Annotated in this window: 12 protein-coding genes and 3 pseudogenes; 6 read left to right on the top strand and 9 right to left on the bottom strand. The window is 58.4% G+C overall.

The annotated features are described in order from the left end of the window. Positions 1-97 precede the first annotated feature (97 nt). Positions 98-1,376, top strand: a pseudogene (gene iaaH / locus AAHB66_RS11220) (indoleacetamide hydrolase). 19 nt (positions 1,377-1,395) lie between these two features. Here iaaH and AAHB66_RS11225 read toward each other — a convergent pair. From AAHB66_RS11225 to AAHB66_RS11240, 4 genes are read right to left on the bottom strand one after another with little or no spacing between them, the layout of a single operon-like run. Then, positions 1,396-2,364 carry a cytochrome d ubiquinol oxidase subunit II gene (locus AAHB66_RS11225; RefSeq protein WP_347116303.1) on the bottom strand — a complete coding sequence of 323 codons (969 nt, stop codon included), beginning with the start codon at positions 2,362-2,364 and terminating at the stop codon, positions 1,396-1,398. Beyond that, a complete protein-coding gene (locus AAHB66_RS11230) occupies positions 2,357-3,742 on the bottom strand; it encodes a cytochrome ubiquinol oxidase subunit I (protein ID WP_347116459.1) in 1,386 nt (461 codons plus the stop codon). The genes AAHB66_RS11225 and AAHB66_RS11230 overlap by 8 nt, the downstream gene beginning before the upstream one ends. A 16-nt stretch (positions 3,743-3,758) precedes the next feature. After that, complete coding sequence (locus AAHB66_RS11235) at positions 3,759-4,544, bottom strand: hypothetical protein (protein ID WP_347116306.1); 786 nt, start codon at positions 4,542-4,544, stop codon at positions 3,759-3,761. 33 nt (positions 4,545-4,577) lie between these two features. Then, the gene (locus tag AAHB66_RS11240) at positions 4,578-6,137 is read right to left on the bottom strand and encodes a PQQ-binding-like beta-propeller repeat protein (protein WP_347116308.1); all 1,560 of its coding nucleotides are present in this window, start codon (positions 6,135-6,137) and stop codon (positions 4,578-4,580) included. A gap of 150 nt (positions 6,138-6,287) precedes the next feature. Between AAHB66_RS11240 and AAHB66_RS11245 the strand changes: the two genes are divergently transcribed. The 3 genes and pseudogenes from AAHB66_RS11245 (at position 6,288) to AAHB66_RS11255 (ending at position 9,291) form a co-directional block, all read left to right on the top strand. Continuing rightward, positions 6,288-6,824: a dihydrofolate reductase family protein gene (locus AAHB66_RS11245; protein WP_347116309.1), complete on the top strand. Its 537-nt coding sequence runs from the start codon at positions 6,288-6,290 to the stop codon at positions 6,822-6,824. A gap of 75 nt (positions 6,825-6,899) precedes the next feature. Beyond that, positions 6,900-8,241: pseudogene (locus AAHB66_RS11250) on the top strand (glycoside hydrolase family 10 protein). Positions 8,242-8,346: 105 nt separating this feature from the next. Continuing rightward, entirely contained in the window at positions 8,347-9,291 is a 945-nt protein-coding gene (locus AAHB66_RS11255; RefSeq protein WP_347116311.1) for a family 43 glycosylhydrolase, read from the top strand. Between the two features lie 43 nt (positions 9,292-9,334). Here the strand turns inward: AAHB66_RS11255 and AAHB66_RS11260 are convergent, their stop codons facing one another. Then, the gene (locus AAHB66_RS11260; protein WP_347116312.1) at positions 9,335-10,057 is read right to left on the bottom strand and encodes an alpha/beta hydrolase; all 723 of its coding nucleotides are present in this window, start codon (positions 10,055-10,057) and stop codon (positions 9,335-9,337) included. 302 nt (positions 10,058-10,359) lie between these two features. Beyond that, complete coding sequence (locus AAHB66_RS11265) at positions 10,360-11,466, bottom strand: NADH:flavin oxidoreductase (protein WP_347116315.1); 1,107 nt, start codon at positions 11,464-11,466, stop codon at positions 10,360-10,362. Positions 11,467-11,617: 151 nt separating this feature from the next. Here AAHB66_RS11265 and AAHB66_RS11270 point away from each other — a divergent pair, with 151 nt between their 5' ends. Then, the gene (locus AAHB66_RS11270) at positions 11,618-12,550 is read left to right on the top strand and encodes a LysR family transcriptional regulator (protein ID WP_347116317.1); all 933 of its coding nucleotides are present in this window, start codon (positions 11,618-11,620) and stop codon (positions 12,548-12,550) included. Here AAHB66_RS11270 and AAHB66_RS11275 read toward each other — a convergent pair. Further along, positions 12,520-13,777, bottom strand: a pseudogene (locus AAHB66_RS11275) (MFS transporter). The gene AAHB66_RS11270 and the pseudogene AAHB66_RS11275 overlap by 31 nt on opposite strands. A gap of 69 nt (positions 13,778-13,846) precedes the next feature. Then, positions 13,847-14,584 (bottom strand): metallophosphoesterase, encoded by a 738-nt coding sequence (locus tag AAHB66_RS11280; protein ID WP_347116319.1) that lies wholly within the window; start codon positions 14,582-14,584, stop codon positions 13,847-13,849. 106 nt (positions 14,585-14,690) lie between these two features. Here AAHB66_RS11280 and AAHB66_RS11285 point away from each other — a divergent pair, with 106 nt between their 5' ends. Beyond that, a complete protein-coding gene (locus tag AAHB66_RS11285; protein WP_142489456.1) occupies positions 14,691-14,975 on the top strand; it encodes a VF530 family protein in 285 nt (94 codons plus the stop codon). A 7-nt stretch (positions 14,976-14,982) separates the two neighbouring features. On the opposite strand, the gene glgX is transcribed toward AAHB66_RS11285, so the two are convergent. Further along, the gene (gene glgX / locus AAHB66_RS11290; protein ID WP_347116320.1) at positions 14,983-17,058 is read right to left on the bottom strand and encodes a glycogen debranching protein GlgX; all 2,076 of its coding nucleotides are present in this window, start codon (positions 17,056-17,058) and stop codon (positions 14,983-14,985) included. Positions 17,059-17,084: the final 26 nt, after the last annotated feature.

Raw genomic sequence — 17,084 nt, forward strand, 5'->3', positions numbered from 1 at the left:
CTCATCAATGAAAGAAAGGTGTCGAGCGAAGCGCTGGTTCGCGCCTGCTTAGCCCGCATCGATGCTCAGGATCACCTTAACGCCTTTATTACGGTCAATGCCGAACAGGCGCTGGCGCAGGCAAAAGCCTGGGATCAACACCTCGCGACGGGCGGCGCCCCCCTTGCCGCTGGGCGGTGTGCCCGTCGCGGTAAAAGACAATATTCACGTTGCCGGTTTGCCCAATACGGCCGGTACGCCTGCCCTGAAAAATTTCGTGCCCAAAACCACCGCCCCGGTTATCCAACGCCTTATCGACGCGGGGGCCATTATTATTGGCAAATGCAACATGCATGAGCTGGCCTTCGGCGTGACCGGTTATAACGCGGCGTATCACACGCCTGCGATTAAGGGGGGTACGCAATGCCCACGATGTCAGCCGCATTGCGGGCGGATCCTCGTCGGGCAGCGCGGTGGCGGTTGCCGCCGGAATGGCCCCGGTGGCGATGGGTACCGATACCGGGGCGTCAGTGCGCCAGCCCTGCGCCCTGAATGGCTGCGTCGGTTTTCGTCCCACCACCGGGCGCTATTCGCAGGCGGGGATCACCCCTATTTCCCACACCCGGGATACCGCGGGCCCGATGGCCCGTAGCGTCGCCGATATCGCCCTGCTCGACAGCCTGATGGCCGGTGGCGAAGTGTTAGCCCCTAAACCCGCCGGGACCCTTCGCCTCGGAATTGCACACTATTTCTGGCAAGAGCTGGATGAAGAGGTCAGCCAGCAGGCCCACGCCGCGCTCGCCAGGCTTCGCGATGCGGGAGTGACGCTGGTCAGCGTCGATATGCCCGGGCTTGAAGAGGCCAACGCTGCCGTCTCCTTCCCGGTGGTGATGTACGAAGGCAAGCACGATTTGATCGACTATCTGCAGGCGCACGAAACCGGGCTGACTCTGGAGGATATCGTGCAGCACATCGCCAGCCCGGATGTGCGGGCCATCTTTGAGCATGGGATTGTGCCGGAGCTGCTCCCGGACGGTAACGGAAACCCCGTCCCGCTGCCGCCGCTTTATCAACGGGCGGTTTCGCAGGGAATTGGCCGGCTACTCGCCATTTATGAACAGACCTTCCGCGACCATCAGCTCGACGGGCTGATCTTCCCCACCTCCCCGGTGGTCGCTCCGCTGGCCAATGATGAAGTGAGTTCAGGGGATAACTTTGCCCGGTTGATCCGCAATGTGGATCCCGGCAGCAACGCACGGCTGCCGGGGCTGACCCTGCCGGTCGGGTTGGGTACCACCAGCGGGCTGCCGGTGGGAATAGAGATAGACGGTTTGCCGGGCAGCGATGCGCAGATTCTGGCGATAGCTGCCACGCTGGAGCAGATCCTGGCGCCGTAGCGGTTAACGAATTTTCCCGCTAAACAGCCTGAATCCCCAGGTGTTGTACAGCAGCGTCACCGGAGCCAGCAGCACAAAGCTGATCAGCAGAAAGCGTTGTGTCTCCGGGGGGCGCTGCCGCCTGTTGAATACTTATCGAGGCCGGAACTATCCACGGATACAGCGTAAACACCAGCGCGCCAAAGCCGCTACTCACCAGCATCAGGATCCCGGCCAACGGCAGAAAGTGATACCCGCGCGTCAGGCTGAACCAGACCAACATTCCACCTGACAGCACCGCCCCGCCGAAGGGTAGCCAGATTTGGGGATTTTGCAGATGCAGACGCCATGTCTCCTGTAATTGCCCGGACCAGAACAGCACCCCGGCCATCAGCAACAGCGCGAGCGTCGCCAACCAGGGAACCGCCCGCCTCGCCCGATGCGCCAGCACCCCGGTGCCGCGCCAGATCAGCCAGCCCTCACCCATCAGGCAATACACGGCCACCAGCGATAGCGCGCAAAAGAGCGGAAACGGGCTAAGCCACTCCCAGCCGGTGCCGGTAAACTGCTGACCGTCAGTGGGGATCGTCTGGATCAGACTTCCGGCAATGACTCCCTGCGCCAGCGTCGCCAGCAGCGAGCCCGTCACCAGCAGCGTATCAAACAGACGCGGAGCATAATGGCGATACTCAATGGCCATCCCGCGCACCACCAGCGCCAGCACCAGGGTAAAGACCGGCACGTAGAGCGCGCTCAGAATGATGGCGTATGCGAGAGGAAACAGCCCGAAGAGACTCCCTGCCGCCAGCACCAGCCAGGTTTCGTTCCCGTCCCAGATGGGCAGTAACGAGAGGTTGATCTTATGCCGGGAGTCCTCGTCGCGTTGAAAGGCGCACAGCATGCCGGCGCCGAGATCCGTTCCGTCCAGCAGAACGTAGATCCACAGGCTCACCACCAGCGACGCCGCCGACAGGGCCTGAAGAAGCGGCAATCCCATCAACTCATGCATCGGTTTCTCCTTTCCCTGTCCGGCGGGCGACATCGGGCTCGGCCCCCTCTTCCTCCGGCGCGGGCAGCCTGGCGAGCAGACGCAGCATAAACCACAGCCCCAGCCCAAACAGCGCCAGATAAAGCGTGACGATCAGAATGAACGAGCCGAGAACGAACTGCGGCCCCAGGGGCGAAATACTCTCTGCCGTGCGCACCAGACCGTAGACCGTCCAGGGTTGCCGCCCGGCTTCAGTCACCATCCACCCCGCCAGCATGGCAAAAAAGCCGGCGGGAGCCATCACCACCATCAAACGCTGGAGCCCGCGCGCCTGCCATAACCGTCCACGCAAACGCGCCACCAGTCCGGCAATACCGGTTACCACCATCAGCAGACCCAGCCCCACCATAAAGCGAAAGGCCCAGAACACCAGCGGCACCCAGGGCAGTTCATCAGGCGGATATTGATTAAGACTGTGGATCGTCCCGTGCAGGTTATGCCGCAGATAAAGAGAACCGATATCGGGAATGGCCAGCTCAAAATGATTGCGGTGTTCTGCCATATCCGGTAGCGCAAAGAGCCGCATCGGCTCCCCGTGACCTGGCGGAGGAGGATCCCAGCTTCCCTCCATAGCGGCCAGCTTCACCGGCTGATAATCCCGGGTATTCTCCCCATGCAGATCCCCCAGCACCACCTGCAGCGGAGCCATGAGCAGCAGGGCCCACATTGCGATAGAAAACATATGCCGGGCCGCCGGTTGACGGGGATCGCGCAAAAGATGCCATGCGCCACAGGCCCCTACCAGACAGGCGGTACCCAGAAGAGCGGCCACCACCATATGCGCCATCCGCCACGGGAAAGAGGGATTGATAATCACCGCCCACCAGTCAACGGGCCGAAAGCGTCCATCGGCGTCAATCAGATACCCGTCCGGAGTTTGCATCCAGGAGTTAGCGGCGAGGATCCAGAAGGCGCTAAACACCGAGCCCAGGGCCACAATGCAGGTGGCCATAAAGTGGACCCACGGCCGCACCTTGTTCATGCCGAACAGCATTACCCCCATAAAGCCCGCTTCCAGAAAGAAGGCCACCAGCACCTCCATATAGAGCATTGGCCCCAGCACTGCCCCGGTGCGGCTCGCCAGCCCGCTCCAGTTCGTACCGAATGAGAACTCCATCACCACGCCGGTCACGATCCCCACCGCCACGTTCAGGGCGAACACTTTACTCCAGTAGCGCCAGAGGCTGAGCCAGACGGGCTGCCTGCGCCAAAGCCAGAGCCCCTCCAGCACCATCAGAAACTGCGCCAGCCCGAGGGTGAACGCCGCCAGCACAATATGAAAGCTGATGGTAAAGGCGAACTGACTGCGCGCCAGCAGGAGTGCGGTCTCCGGACTCATGGCAGCGCATAGGCCATCAAGGAATCCCCCCGACCGGGTGCCAAGACCGCCATGACCGCCCGCGGCAATCACCACGTATTGCTTCCCGTCCTCCCCCCTCATAGGTCATTGGGGTAGCCTGTCCGCCCGCAGGCAGCCTGGCGCGCCACAGCTCTTTACCGCTGGCTTCATCGAAGGCGCGCAGATAATCATCCGCCGTCGCGCCGGTAAAGATCAGCCCGCTCTGAGTGATGACGTTCCCGCCCATCATAAAGATGCCTGTCGGCAGCGGCACGTTGGTATGGGTGCCGAAAATGTTCATATCCCGGGTGGTCCCTGCCGGCCGTTCCCAGATGATTTTTTTACTCACCAGATCGATGGCATAGAGTTTCCCCCACGGCGGCGCGTTACAGGGGGCATCCAGCACGCCGAGCCAGGGTTTGACGATCGCCGCCCAGGGCGTACCGTATTGCGGTCCAACGGCAAACTCCTTCGGTTTCGGATAGGCTTGCCCGCTTCCCCATCCCGCCCATTTTTTCATTAACCCCTTCTGAATCGCCTCTTCGCTTTTCATGATCTGCATGGTGAATGGGATATAGCTGGTATTGGCGATCAGCACATGATGCAGCGGATCGACAGAGGCGCCGTACCAGTCAATCACTCCATCAAAGGCCGGATAGGCAATGGAGGTGCCTTCGGCAGGCGGGGTAAATTGTCCCTGATAGCGATACTGGTGGAACTGGATGCGACACAGCAGCTGGTCAAACGGCGTCGCGCCCCACATGTCCGTATCACGCAGATCGGCCGGCGAAAGATTCGGCATACCGACGGAATCGGGCTGTACCGGCGAAAGCCGCTATCCCGGGAGTGACGGCGTCACGGGAACCGGCTTCTCGTTGACGTTGGTAAGAGGTTTTCCTGTCCGTCGGTCCAGCACAAACAGCTGCCCCATTTTGGTGGTCTGCACCAGCGCCGGAGTCATGCCTCCGTTACCGTCGGGCAGATCGAAAAGCGTGGGTCCGATGGGGACATCATAGTCCCAGACGTCATGATGGACGGTCTGATAATGCCAGCGCTCCTCCCCCGTACGGATATCCAGCGCCACCAGCGCACTGGAGTAGGTCTCATCAAAGGGACGCCGTTGCGCGCCGTAATAATCCGGCGTGGCGTTGCCGATGGGGATATACACCAGCCCCAGCTGGGGATCCGCGGTATAGGTGCCCCAGCCGTTAGGCGTTCCCCGGGTATACTCCTCGCCCGGCTTCAGCGGTGCATTGGCGGGATTACGCCCCATATCCCAGGCCCAGACCAGCTTGCCGCTTTGCGTGTCATAGGCCCGCACCACGCCAGAGGGTTCACCGGTGGACTGGTTATCGTAGATCCAGCCTCCGAGGACAATGCGCCCGTCCATCACCAGTGGCTGGGAGGTGATGAAATGAAAACCAGGCGGAACCTCGCCCAGATGGTCCGTCAGGCTGACAAACCCCTGCTGGCCGAAGCTGTTACAGGGTTTGCCGGTCTCCGCATTCAGCGCCACCAGCCGGGCATCGGCGGTGGTGGTGATGATTTTCTGCGGACAGACGCTGTCGGTAGCATCCTCACTCCAGGCCACGCCCCGGCAGGCCAGATACTCATTGGCAGAGGTATCGCTTTGCGGATCGAATTTCCACAGCGGTTTGCCGGAGGTAGCATTGAGGGCGATTACCTGGCGATGCGGAGTGCAGATATAGAGCACATTCCCCACCTTCACCGGCGTGACCTCAAGATTAAACTCCCGTCCGGCCTTATCCTCTCCCTCGCGCTTCACATCCCCGGAGTCAAAACGCCACGCCTGCTTCAGCTGGCTGACGTTCTGCGGGGTGATCTGCATCAGCGGGGAGAAACGCTGCCCGTCGGCGGTACGGCCATAGTATTTCCAGTCAGGATCGCGTTGAGGCATTTGTGCCGCCGCGTTCGCCGGGAATTGTTGATGCTGGATAAAGCGCGTATCGGAGATATGCCACCCGGTCACAAATATCCCGGCGATCGTCAACACATAGAGGAGTCCCGGAGCCATACCGCTACGTCGGGCTGTTGGGGTGAGCGTGAGCTGACGGATCACCCACGGCATACTGATCCACACGCCCAGCACCGCCACCACCAGCAGGCGCGGCATCAGCTGCCAGCCGTCCAGCCCCACTTCCCATATCGACCAGCCGACGCACCCGAGAAACACCAGCAGGTAGAGCCAAACCCCGCTCAACCGACGGCGCAACAGCAGCACGCCGCTGAGCAAAAAGCCGACCCCGAACAGGATAAAGACCGCGGGACCGCCGACATAGGCCAGCCAGCCGCCGAGAACACTGTATGCCAGCCCCACCAGGGCGACCAGTGAGCCGGTCAATACGGCCCAGAGACGAGATGTTGTCTGTGGCATTGCCCACCTCTTTTGTAAACTCACGTCAATAAAGTGTAAGCAATCGATGGCAAGGCGTACTAAGAAAGTGGGGATGACGCGATTTAATGACGCTGCTGCTAACATCTCTACACTCAACTTACCGGCTGCAATCTGAATACGGAGCACCTGATGGTCACCACACACGTTTTTATCGCGGTCAGTCTTGATGGTTACATCGCCCGACAGGATGGCGATATCGGCTGGCTGTTGCAGCGCGACGATCCGACAGAAGATCATGGCTATGCGGCGTTCATCGCGGACAAAGAGTGGATAGTTATGGGACGAGGGAGCTATGAGAAGGTGCTGACCTTTGACGAATGGCCTTATGACCGGCCCGTGCTGGTGCTCTCCCGACAGCTGGCCGATACCCCGGTGCCCGAGGCGCTGAAGGGCAAAGTGCAGTTCTCGCGCCTGTCGCCAAAAGACGTGCTTAACGACCTGGCGGCGCAGAGCGTACAGCGCGTCTATATCGATGGCGGGCAGGTGATACAGTCTTTCCTGCGCGAAGGGCTGGTCGCCGATATCGTTATCACTACCGTTCCGGTCCTGCTCGGTTCGGGAAAACCGCTGTTCGGATCCCTGCCTCAGGATATCGATTTGACACTGTTATCAAGCCGCAGCTTCCCTTCGGGTCTGGTGCAGTCGCATTATCGGGTGAGGTCATAAATCGCCATGATCGTTAAGAATTGACTTACCTCCGAATAGAACGAGAATAAATGTTCCCGGCGACACACTATGGAAATGGAGTCTATCATCGCCTGCTCACGTCATTCTCAGCTTGCCACTCACCTTAAACGCTCCGGTGCCCTGATCGCCTGGGCGTTATTGCTGGTCAGTTGCAGCTCAACACCGCCGAAATCGCTGGTTACCCCGCTACCGCCGGTGGCTAAACACCCCCCTGCCGGATAAAAGTACGCGCCATGAACCGGTGCGCGGCGTCTGGCTGACGACCGTCTCTCGTCTCGACTGGCCGCCGCTGGAGTCGGTGAACGGTCGCCCTGCTGCATCGCGCATCGCTATGCAGCAAAAGGCCCTGACCGATAAGCTGGATAACCTGAAGAGCCTCGGGATCAATACCGTGTTTTTCCAGGTCAAACCGGACGGCACCGCCCTGTGGCCATCTAAAATACTGCCCTGGTCCGATATGCTGACCGGCAAAATCGGGGAAGATCCCGGCTACGACCCGCTGCAGTTTATGCTCGATGAAGCACACAAGCGCGGCATGCAGGTCCACGCCTGGTTTAACCCTTATCGTGTATCCACCAACACCAAGCCCGGCACGGTGGCAGAGCTAAACCGCACCTTGTCGCTCAATCCGCCGAGCGTGTTTGTTCTGCATCGGGAGTGGATCCGCACCGCGGGCGATCGCTATGTCCTCGACCCTGGTATTCCGGAAGCCCGGGACTGGATCACCAGCATCGTGGCTGAAGTGGTCTCACGCTATCCGGTGGACGGCGTGCAGTTCGACGACTATTTCTATACCGAAACCGCCGGCTCGATGCTGAATGACAGCCAGACGTACCGCCAGTATGGTCAGGGCTTTGACTCGAAAGCCGACTGGCGGCGCGATAATACCCAGCAGCTGATTGCCCAGGTGTCTCGCACCATCAAGCAGATTAACCCCAACGTCGAGTTTGGCGTCAGCCCGGCAGGCGTCTGGCGTAACCGCTCCCACGATCCGGCCGGGTCCGACACCCGGGGCGCTGCGGCCTACGACGAATCCTTTGCCGATACCCGTCGCTGGGTGCAGCAGGGCTTGCTGGACTACATCGCCCCGCAGATCTACTGGCCGTTTTCCCGCGATGCGGCACGCTATGACGTGCTGGCGAAATGGTGGGCTGGTGTGGTGAAACCTACCCATACCCGGCTCTATATTGGCGTCGCGCTGTATAAGGTGGGCGAACCCTCGAGCAAAGAGCCGGACTGGACGGTGCAAGGCGGCGTGCCGGAGCTGAAAAAGCAGCTGGATCTGAACGAATCCGAGCCGCAGATCGACGGCACGATCCTGTTCCGGGAGAACAACCTCAATCAGCCGCAGGCGCAGGAGGCGGTGCGGTATCTGAGAACCCGCTGGGGGTCGTAGCCTTTGCCAGGCCTGCGCAGCGGTAATGGTCGTTTGCGGTAACACAGGCCCTCTTTCATACTTTCAGTAGCACGCAAAGAACGCTGCACGTTGAGAGGAGTATTCATGAAAGTGTGGCCAAACCCTTTCATTGAAGACCGTGCCGATCCGCATATCCTGCGGCATGGGCAGCGGTGGTATTTTACGGGCTCCGTTCCGGATTATGACAGCCTGGAACTACGCTGTGCAGACACGCTGATGGGTCTGCGTGATGCTGAGCCCGTCACTGTCTGGCGGAAACCCGACACTGGCCCCTGTCGTGAACTTATCTGGGCACCGGAACTGCACCAGATTGATGGCGTTTGGGTCATTTACTTCTGCGCCGCCCCCTCCCGCGAACAGATTGATGGCCTGTGCCAGCACCGGATGTTTACCCTGGTCTGCGATGGCAACGATCCCATGACAGGCAGCTGGCAGGAATCCCACCAGATCGCGACGCCGCTGGACACGTTCTCCCTTGACGGTACCTACTGTTTTCATCAGGGCAGACACTGGTATCTCTGGGCACAACAAAACCCAAACGTGGCCGGCAATACCTTTATCTACCTGGCAGAGCTGAGTAATCTCTGGACGCTGAAAGGCGAGCCGCTGATGCTCAGCCACCCGGAGTTTCGCTGGGAGAAAAAAGGCGGCGACGGCGTCAATGGCGTGAATGAAGCGCCGACTACCCTGGCGCATGGAGATCGGCTGTTTGTCGCCTACTCTGCGGCGGCGACCGATGAGAATTACGGTATGGGCCTGCTATGGATTAATAAGGATGCCGACCCGTTGCAGCTCAGTAACTGGATAAAACTGGACCACGCCGTTCTCAGTACCGACGAGAAAAACGAACAATATGGTCCCGGTCACAGCTGCTTTACTACAGACGAAAACGGACGAGATGTGCTGGTGTATCATTCGCGTAACCACACCGGTATATCTGAAGGCCCGGCTCACGTCCGGCATACCCGGCTGAAATATTTTTGCTGGGATGAGGAGGGAATGCCCGATTTTGGCGTGCCCCCCTGCTGAAAACCATTAAGAGGGTCATTTGTGACCGGGCGAATCCGTATTTTCAATGGAATAAACACCGCTCAAAAGCTGAACGCACCTCTTCGTAGAGCCTGTCTGACAGCATCAAATTTTGCCAGATAGTATTATGCCCGGCGCCAGGAATGGTGAGCAGCTGCTTCTGACGGCAGCCAGCCGCTGAGGACAACAGTCTTTCCGGTATTTCTGCGGGAATGATTGCGTCATTTTCGGCGGCGATAATCAACATATTGCCGGTAAATTCAGCTGCGATATCCCAGGCATCGGTTTGCGCCCAGCTTCTGTCCTGGCGAATGATGGCAGAAAATTCAGGACCAAACTTCACCCTGTAGGCTGGTGGGGAATAGACGCCAGGAACCATCAGGATGAGGGAGGCAAACCGAATCGTTTTACTCAGTTGCAGTGCGTTATAGGCACCCATACTCACGCCCATACAACCCGTGAGAGGCAGCCCCTGAAAAGCAATCACCGCCTCTGCCTGTGCCGTCCGGCTGAAAAGAGAGGACTCGTGCATATCTCCCCCCGTCTCACCATGACCTACAAAGTCAAATAGCGTCGTGCCAATGTTTAACCTATCCAGAAGCGCACGGTATTTATAGAACACCGTGCGATCCTTACCGCCGCCATGAAGCATCAGCACATGGCCATTGCGCCCGAATGTGCTTTCGGCATAGATGAATTTGCCCTGAAACGGCACCTTGAAAGCGTGACTGGAAATCATCTGCGTATTTATCATCGAATGGCTCATTTCTTCGTTTTATCAAACCAGATCGCACCGTGCAAATGTCCGCTTCACGCTCATAGCGAAATCTTTGGTCTGGGCTACCCCTTTACCTTTGCAGGCAAAATAGTGCACTCCGTGACGGGGCCGTAATCATATCCCAGAATCGTGAAGTTCGGGGAATCAGTCACCGTCACCATGCTGTCAGATTGATAACTGGACGGCCCTTTGCGGAGATGATGAAGGGGCTCGCCCGCCCCCTTTCTTCAGCCGCGTTGAGTGCGGTAATCCGGGGGCGCTTCGCTTGCCCGGCCCGCGTGCTGCGATAGCTATTCCCCGGATGCCGGGAGTTCACTATCTTTAATATTGGCAACAGGTCCAAGAATAGCGCTGTCAAATTCGCGCAGAGCTCCACCAGCAGCGACGCGAACGGGCCAGTCATGATTGGCCAGCGCGCCTCGTCCCAGAGCAATGAAATCGGCACCCATTCCCCTGACCTGTTGCGCCCGGGCTTCATCATGCAAACTCCCATTCGCCATAATGGTCAGCTGTGGTGCATATTTACGGCCAAGTTCAACCAGGGAGTGTGAGTTATCAGCGAAAGCGGGCTGCCAGGCTTCAAACTCCGTCAGATGCAGGTAATCGATACCGGATGCAGCGAGTAAGGTAAATACCACGCGGGCATCCTCTTCCCCCTTCGCCCACTTATGGAAAAAGTCATTTACTTTCCCCTGTGAGATCCTGATACCCACCGGGATTTCATCACCGACACGCCGTCTGACAGACTGAATCACCGCAAGACTAAGTTTAAGCCGATCGGCGATGTCTCCTCCCCAGTAGTCCGTTCGCAGATTAGTGTAATCCGTTAAGAACTGATCGAGCAGATAGCCATTTGCGCCATGAATTTCTATGCCATCAAAACCCGCTTCAAAAACAGCGCAGGACGCGGCATCGGCAAAACTGCCTATAATGTCCTGAATTTCACCTTCGCTTAATTCGCGTGGTACAGGGTATTCGCCTTCACCACGATAAAACGTCATCTGTTTACCCACCGGACGCACGGCGCTGGGGGCCACTGTCCCACTGCGAAAATAATTGCCCTGTGACAGCGCGCCAGAGTGCTGGATTTGAGCAAAAATTCGGCCGTTATTCTGGTGCACTGCGTCAGTAACGTTACGCCATCCCGCTATCTGTTCCGGGCTGGTTAATCCAGCCTGGAAGACATACGTCTGCGACCAGGCTTTATCAATATAAATGCCTTCCGATATAACCAGCCCAAATCCACCGCGGGCAAAATCCTCGTAGTATGTCTTCATGCGCTCGCTGGCTACCCCGTCTTCGGACGCGGTAACCCGGGTCATTGGCGCGACCACAAGGCGGTTATTTAATTCGACCTGACCGATACGGCCAGGGTTAAAAAGGCATAATGTCTTCATTAGGGTTCCTGATAAATTAAATCACCGGAACACTATAATTATTGTATAGCGAGGCATAAACAGGCCAAAATGATAAGGCTGCTTAACGATTATCGTTATAATTACGGTATTCAGGTTTGCTGAATAATTGGCTTACAGTACCGGGGTCGCCATGAATCTACAGGATGTCTCACTCTTTCTTGTCATAACCGAAACAGGCAGCCTTACCCAGGCGGCGAAACGACAGGGGGTATCCGCCATGGCTGTTTCAAGGCGTCTTGCATCCCTGGAACATGAACTCGGGACGCGTCTTTTGCAGAGGACGACCCGCTCGGTTTCATTAACGCAGGAAGGGATGGAATTCTTGCCCTATGCCCGGGCGCTCATCGATGCAGAGGCAGGTGCCCGGGCGTTATTTTCCCCATCAACCCAGGGCGCGGCTGGACTGTTGCGGATCACTGCGCCATCAGGGTTCGGGCGCCGTAATATTTTACCTTTCGTTCCTGAACTGTTAGCAGACAATCCAGAGCTCAGCATCGACCTTCAGTTAAGTGAAGATGTGGTTGATATTGTCGGAAGAGGGATCGACGTAGCCATACGTATCGCACCGTTAAAGGACTCCACGCTGATAGCACGCAAAATTGTAGATAATCCCCGCGTGCTCTGTGCATCCCCCGGGTACCTGAAAATGAATGAAAAACCCCAGTTCACCGGCGATTTAATGAAGCACAATTGCCTGCGGCTCAGCAGTGTTCCACATTGGCTGTTCGAACGTGATGGCAATGCTATCAGGGTCGGTGTCGATGGACGCTTCATCTCCGATAATGTTGAAGGGGTACGAGAGCTCTGCGTTCAGGGGCTGGGCATTGCTCAACTTACCCGATGGGACGTTATGAAAGAAATTCGGGACGGTGCACTTGTTGAGATTGAATTATCGGATGCCAGCCCCCAGGCTTTATCAGTCTGGGCGGTACTCCCCACAACGCGTTACCTTCCCCTTCGGGTCAGCACTTTTATTGAGAAACTAAAATCATCGCTGAACGGCGGTGCCGGGGGGCGCTTCGCTTGCCCGGCCTACGGATTGTTTTCCCGGGCAATAGTGTGAGATGTCATCTGAGAACCACTCTCGAGCCGTCGAATTGCCGGCACCAGGCTCGCCCCCGCCGTGGCAATCACCACCGCAACGGCAGAAACCAGCAGCACGTTGCTGGTGCCGTACTCAATTGCCAGCGGGCCTGCGATAAGCTCGCCGAAGGGAATGGCGACGAAAGACCCCACCGCATCATAGGCATAGACCCGGGCCAGCTTGTCCTGCGGGATATGAGTTTGCAGCGCCTGGGCCCAGGCGACACCGAACAGGCCAAAGGTCACGCCAGCAATAAAAAACGCGGCCATCAGCCACGGGGTGGCCGCAAGCTGGCTCAGCATGAACGGGGGTAAGGCGCAAAACGACACCAGCAGCACCCCGATAAAGAGGTCGCGGCGCGGGCGCCAGCGCAGCGCGAGGGAAGATCCCACAATCAGCCCCAGGCTCTGGGCTGCAATAATCATTCCCCAGTGTGCACGTCCAAAGGAGGCATCCGCAATCACCGGCCCGAGGACCATCATCACGCCGCTGAAGGCGGCATTAATAATGGTGAACTGCACGACGATAGCCCACACCCAGGCCCGGCTGGCGAACTCTTTCCACCCCTCTTTCAGGTCCTGCAGGATATTGCTTTGGGTTGAACCGACTTCACGTGGCGAGACGCGGATTAAATAATAGAGCGGCGCGGCGGCGGCGAAGCCCAGCGCATCAATGGCCAGCCCCCAGCCGGGCCCGACGGCGCTTATCAGAATGCCCCCCAGCGAAGCGCCGATCACCGTTCCACCGTAAATACCGGCCTGCAGAAAGGCGTTGGCTTCACGTAGATTGCGGGCGGGAACCGTCTGAGGAATGAGCGCGGAAGAGGCCGGTAAGGCAATCCCGGCGGCAGCGCCGTTCAGGGCACCGAGCAAGGCCAGTCCGATCGCCGTGGCGGAACCGTCCAGCACCGACCAGGCCACAATCGCCTGCGAAATGGCCGCAACCAGGGAAGATGAAACCAACACCCGACTGCGGGAATAGCGGTCCGCCAACACTCCGCCCAGCAGCAGGAACAGCACGTTGAAGATCGACCGGGAGGCAACAACGATACCCAAATCAGAGACCGATCCCCCCGATATCCAGCACCGCAAAAGCCAGTGCGATGGGGGCGATACCATTGCCCAGCACGGTGAGAAAACGGGCGGCAAACAGATAGCGAAAAGCGGAAAAGTGAAAGGCACGAACGTTTTTATTAGATGTTTTCATCGGTTCAATAGCAGCAGGATCGGGAATCTGAGTATATAGGAACAGCGTTTCAAAAACATCCGGTCGCGGTTAAACCGCCACATGATGGCTGGTCAGCGCGCCATTAACGTAGCGGTGGATCATCAGTCCCGGCGTGTTCTCTACGGGTGGAACCTTATCGCTGCCAAACCACACCGGATTGGCCGGGCACACGGAGGCACAAATATGCGCCGGAATGCCCGCAAACATTCCTGCTACCGGTCTGTGAACGTGTCCGGAAGCAATGGCGAGCGGTCTGTTCTCTGCGCTGCGGAGAAGATCTTCCAGACCATCCAGCCCTCTGCACCGGGACTCATCCAGGGTCGGTATTCCGGAGGCAAAGACATGATGATGCAGAAACAGCATTGAAGGCGTCGCGTCGACCCGGGTAAGCGCTTTCTCCAGCCAGCCCAGATGGTCCGTTACGGAGCCATAAGCCTGCCCTTCCACCGTTGAATCGAGACCAATCAGACGCAGACCGTCAGCCTCATAAACGGCATGCAGCGCACCGTCACAGGCGTCCTTCGCCCACGAGTTCTCTCCCCATACTGCACGCATCAGATGGCGATCGTCGGAATTACCCGGCAGTATGATGGAAGGATAATGCTGCTGACGCAGGCGGGCGGCGATCTGTTGGTACCCCTCAAGCCAGCCATCGTCGGTTAAATCCCCGGAAAGCACCAGCACGTCCGGTTGCAGCTGTGCCAGCCACCCGAGCACCCGGTCAAAGCGGGCCAGATGATCATTGTCAGGGGCGGCATGAATATCGGAAACCTGGGCTATCAACATTCCGTTTTCCTCAGGATTGGAAGCCCGTCAGGGCGCTTGCTGGCCCCCTGCTTTTCTTGTACCCTTCCCCGCTTTAAACCCCTTGCCAGATAATAAAAGGATGCCTGTGACTGCTCACCCTTCGAAAGATCCTTTGCATGGCGTCACGCTAGAGATGCAGGTCAATGCCCTGGTGGCGCGTTACGGCTGGGCGCAGCTGGGAAAGCTGATAAAAATCAACTGCTTTAACAGCGATCCCAGCGTCAAATCCAGCCTCAAGTTTTTGCGGCGTACTCCCTGGGCCCGCGCCGAAGTCGAAGCCCTGTACCTGGACTCGCTGGAGGATCCCGCGCCAGCAAAAGCGGACGACGAGACCACCAGCCCGTGGGACAGAGCGCGGGCTAACAAGTAACGCCGCTTTATGGCCGCCGTAACAGCACGATACTGCGGCCTGGCAGCGGAAAATCAGTATCCGGGATCACCGCCTGCCCCAGATGTTCATCCCCGGCAGTACTCAGCTCCAGCACCCAACCCTCTTTACCGCTTTCCGGGATACGGAACGGCACCGCCCCTTCGTACGGGTTGATCAGCAGCAGCACCTCATGCCAGATCCCCTTTTGCCCATGCAGATCGGCCCGGGTGAGATGGAGCCCCAGCGTGGTGCCCTCGTCCCAGTGCTCTGGCAGCTGTAGCCCACCGCCGGCATTGAACCAGGTGATCTCCATCCCGTCACGCCAGCTCTCGCGGTGCAGCAGCGGCTGGCTGGCACGCAGCTTGATCAGATGCCGGGTAAAATTGCGCAGCGCCTCGGCGCTTTCCGGGAGATTCTCCCAGTGTACCCAGCTAATCTCACTGTCCTGACAGTAGCCGTTGTTATTCCCCAACTGGCTCCGGCCAAACTCATCCCCGGCCAGCAGCATCGGCGTGCCGTGGGAGAAGAGCAGCGTGGTGAGGAAGTTACGTTTCTGCTGTTCGCGCAGGGCGTTGATCTGCTCGTCGTCGGTGGGACCTTCAACACCATAATTCGATGACCGGTTATCATTGTGGCCGTCGTTATTATCCTCGCCGTTGGCCTCGTTGTGCTTCTCATTGAACGAGACCAGATCGTTGAGGGTAAAACCGTCGTGGGCGGTAATAAAGTTAATGCTGGCCCACGGGCGACGCCCGCGCTGGTCATACAGATCCCCGGAGCCGAGCAGCCGCGCGGCAAAATCGGAGGAGACGTTATCCCCGCGCCAGTATTCCCGCACGGTGTCGCGATACTTGTCATTCCACTCGCCCCAGCCCGGCGGGAAGCCCCCCACCTGATAGCCGCCGGGGCCAATATCCCAGGGCTCGCCGATCAGTTTCAGCTTCGAGAGAAGCGGATCCTGCATCATGGCATCGAAAAAGCCGCCGCGCTGGTCGAACCCTTCCGGCTCGCGTCCGAGGATGGTGCCGAGGTCAAAGCGGAAGCCGTCGATATGCATCGACTCGGCCCAGTAACGCAGGGAGTCCATCACCATCTGCAGCACCCGTGGGTGCGAGGTATTCACCGTATTGCCGGTGCCGGTATCGTTCACATAGTAGCGATGCTGGCCGGCAATGGTGCGGTAGTAGGAGAAGTTGTCGATTCCCTTGAACGACAGCGTTGGGCCCAGCTCGTTGCCCTCGGCGGTGTGGTTATAGACCACGTCGAGGATCACCTCAATACCGGCATCGTGGAAGGCGCGCACCATGTCGCGGAACCCCTGAATGCCGTTCGGGCCGCCATAGCGCGACGCCGGGGAGAAGAAGTTCAGGGTGTTATAGCCCCAGAAGTTTTTCAGCCCCCGCTCGAGCAGATGCTGATCGTCCGGGAACGCATGCACCGGCAGCAGCTCAACGGAGGTGACGCCGAGGCTTTTGATGTAGTCCACCGTGGCTTTATGCCCCATCCCCTCAAAGGTGCCCCGCAGTTCAGGCGGGATCGCCGGGTTGAGCTGGGTAAAGCCCTTCACGTGGGTTTCATACAGGATGGTGCTGGACCACGGCACCGCCGGGCGATGTGGATCCTGCCCGTCGAACACCCGCGGGTCGATGACCCGACATTTTGGGGTATAGGGCGCGCTGTCCCGGGTATCAAAGCTGAGATCGAGATCGTCATGCCCCAGCTCATAGCCAAAATGGGAAGGGTTCCAGATAAGCTCCCCGGTCAGCGCCCTCGCATAGGGGTCAATCAACAGCTTATGCGGGTTAAAACGGTGCCCGTTTTCCGGATCGTAAGGGCCATACACGCGATAGCCGTACAGCGCGCCCGGTTTCAGATCCGGGACATAGCCATGCCAGACTTCGTCGGTGTACTCCGGTAACTCCAGGCGGGCAATTTCAGTTTTACCACTCGGGTCAAACAGACACAGCTCAACGCGTTCGGCGCAGGCCGAAAAAAGGGCGAAATTCACCCCTTTGTCATCGTAGTTGGCACCCAGGGGATAACTCTGCCCAGCCTGGATTTCATAGATTTTGTCAAATGCCATAAAGTCTCTCCCTCGAACAGTAATAA

The organism is Leclercia sp. S52 (assembly GCF_039727615.1).
GTDB lineage: Bacteria > Pseudomonadota > Gammaproteobacteria > Enterobacterales > Enterobacteriaceae > Enterobacter > Enterobacter adecarboxylatus_B.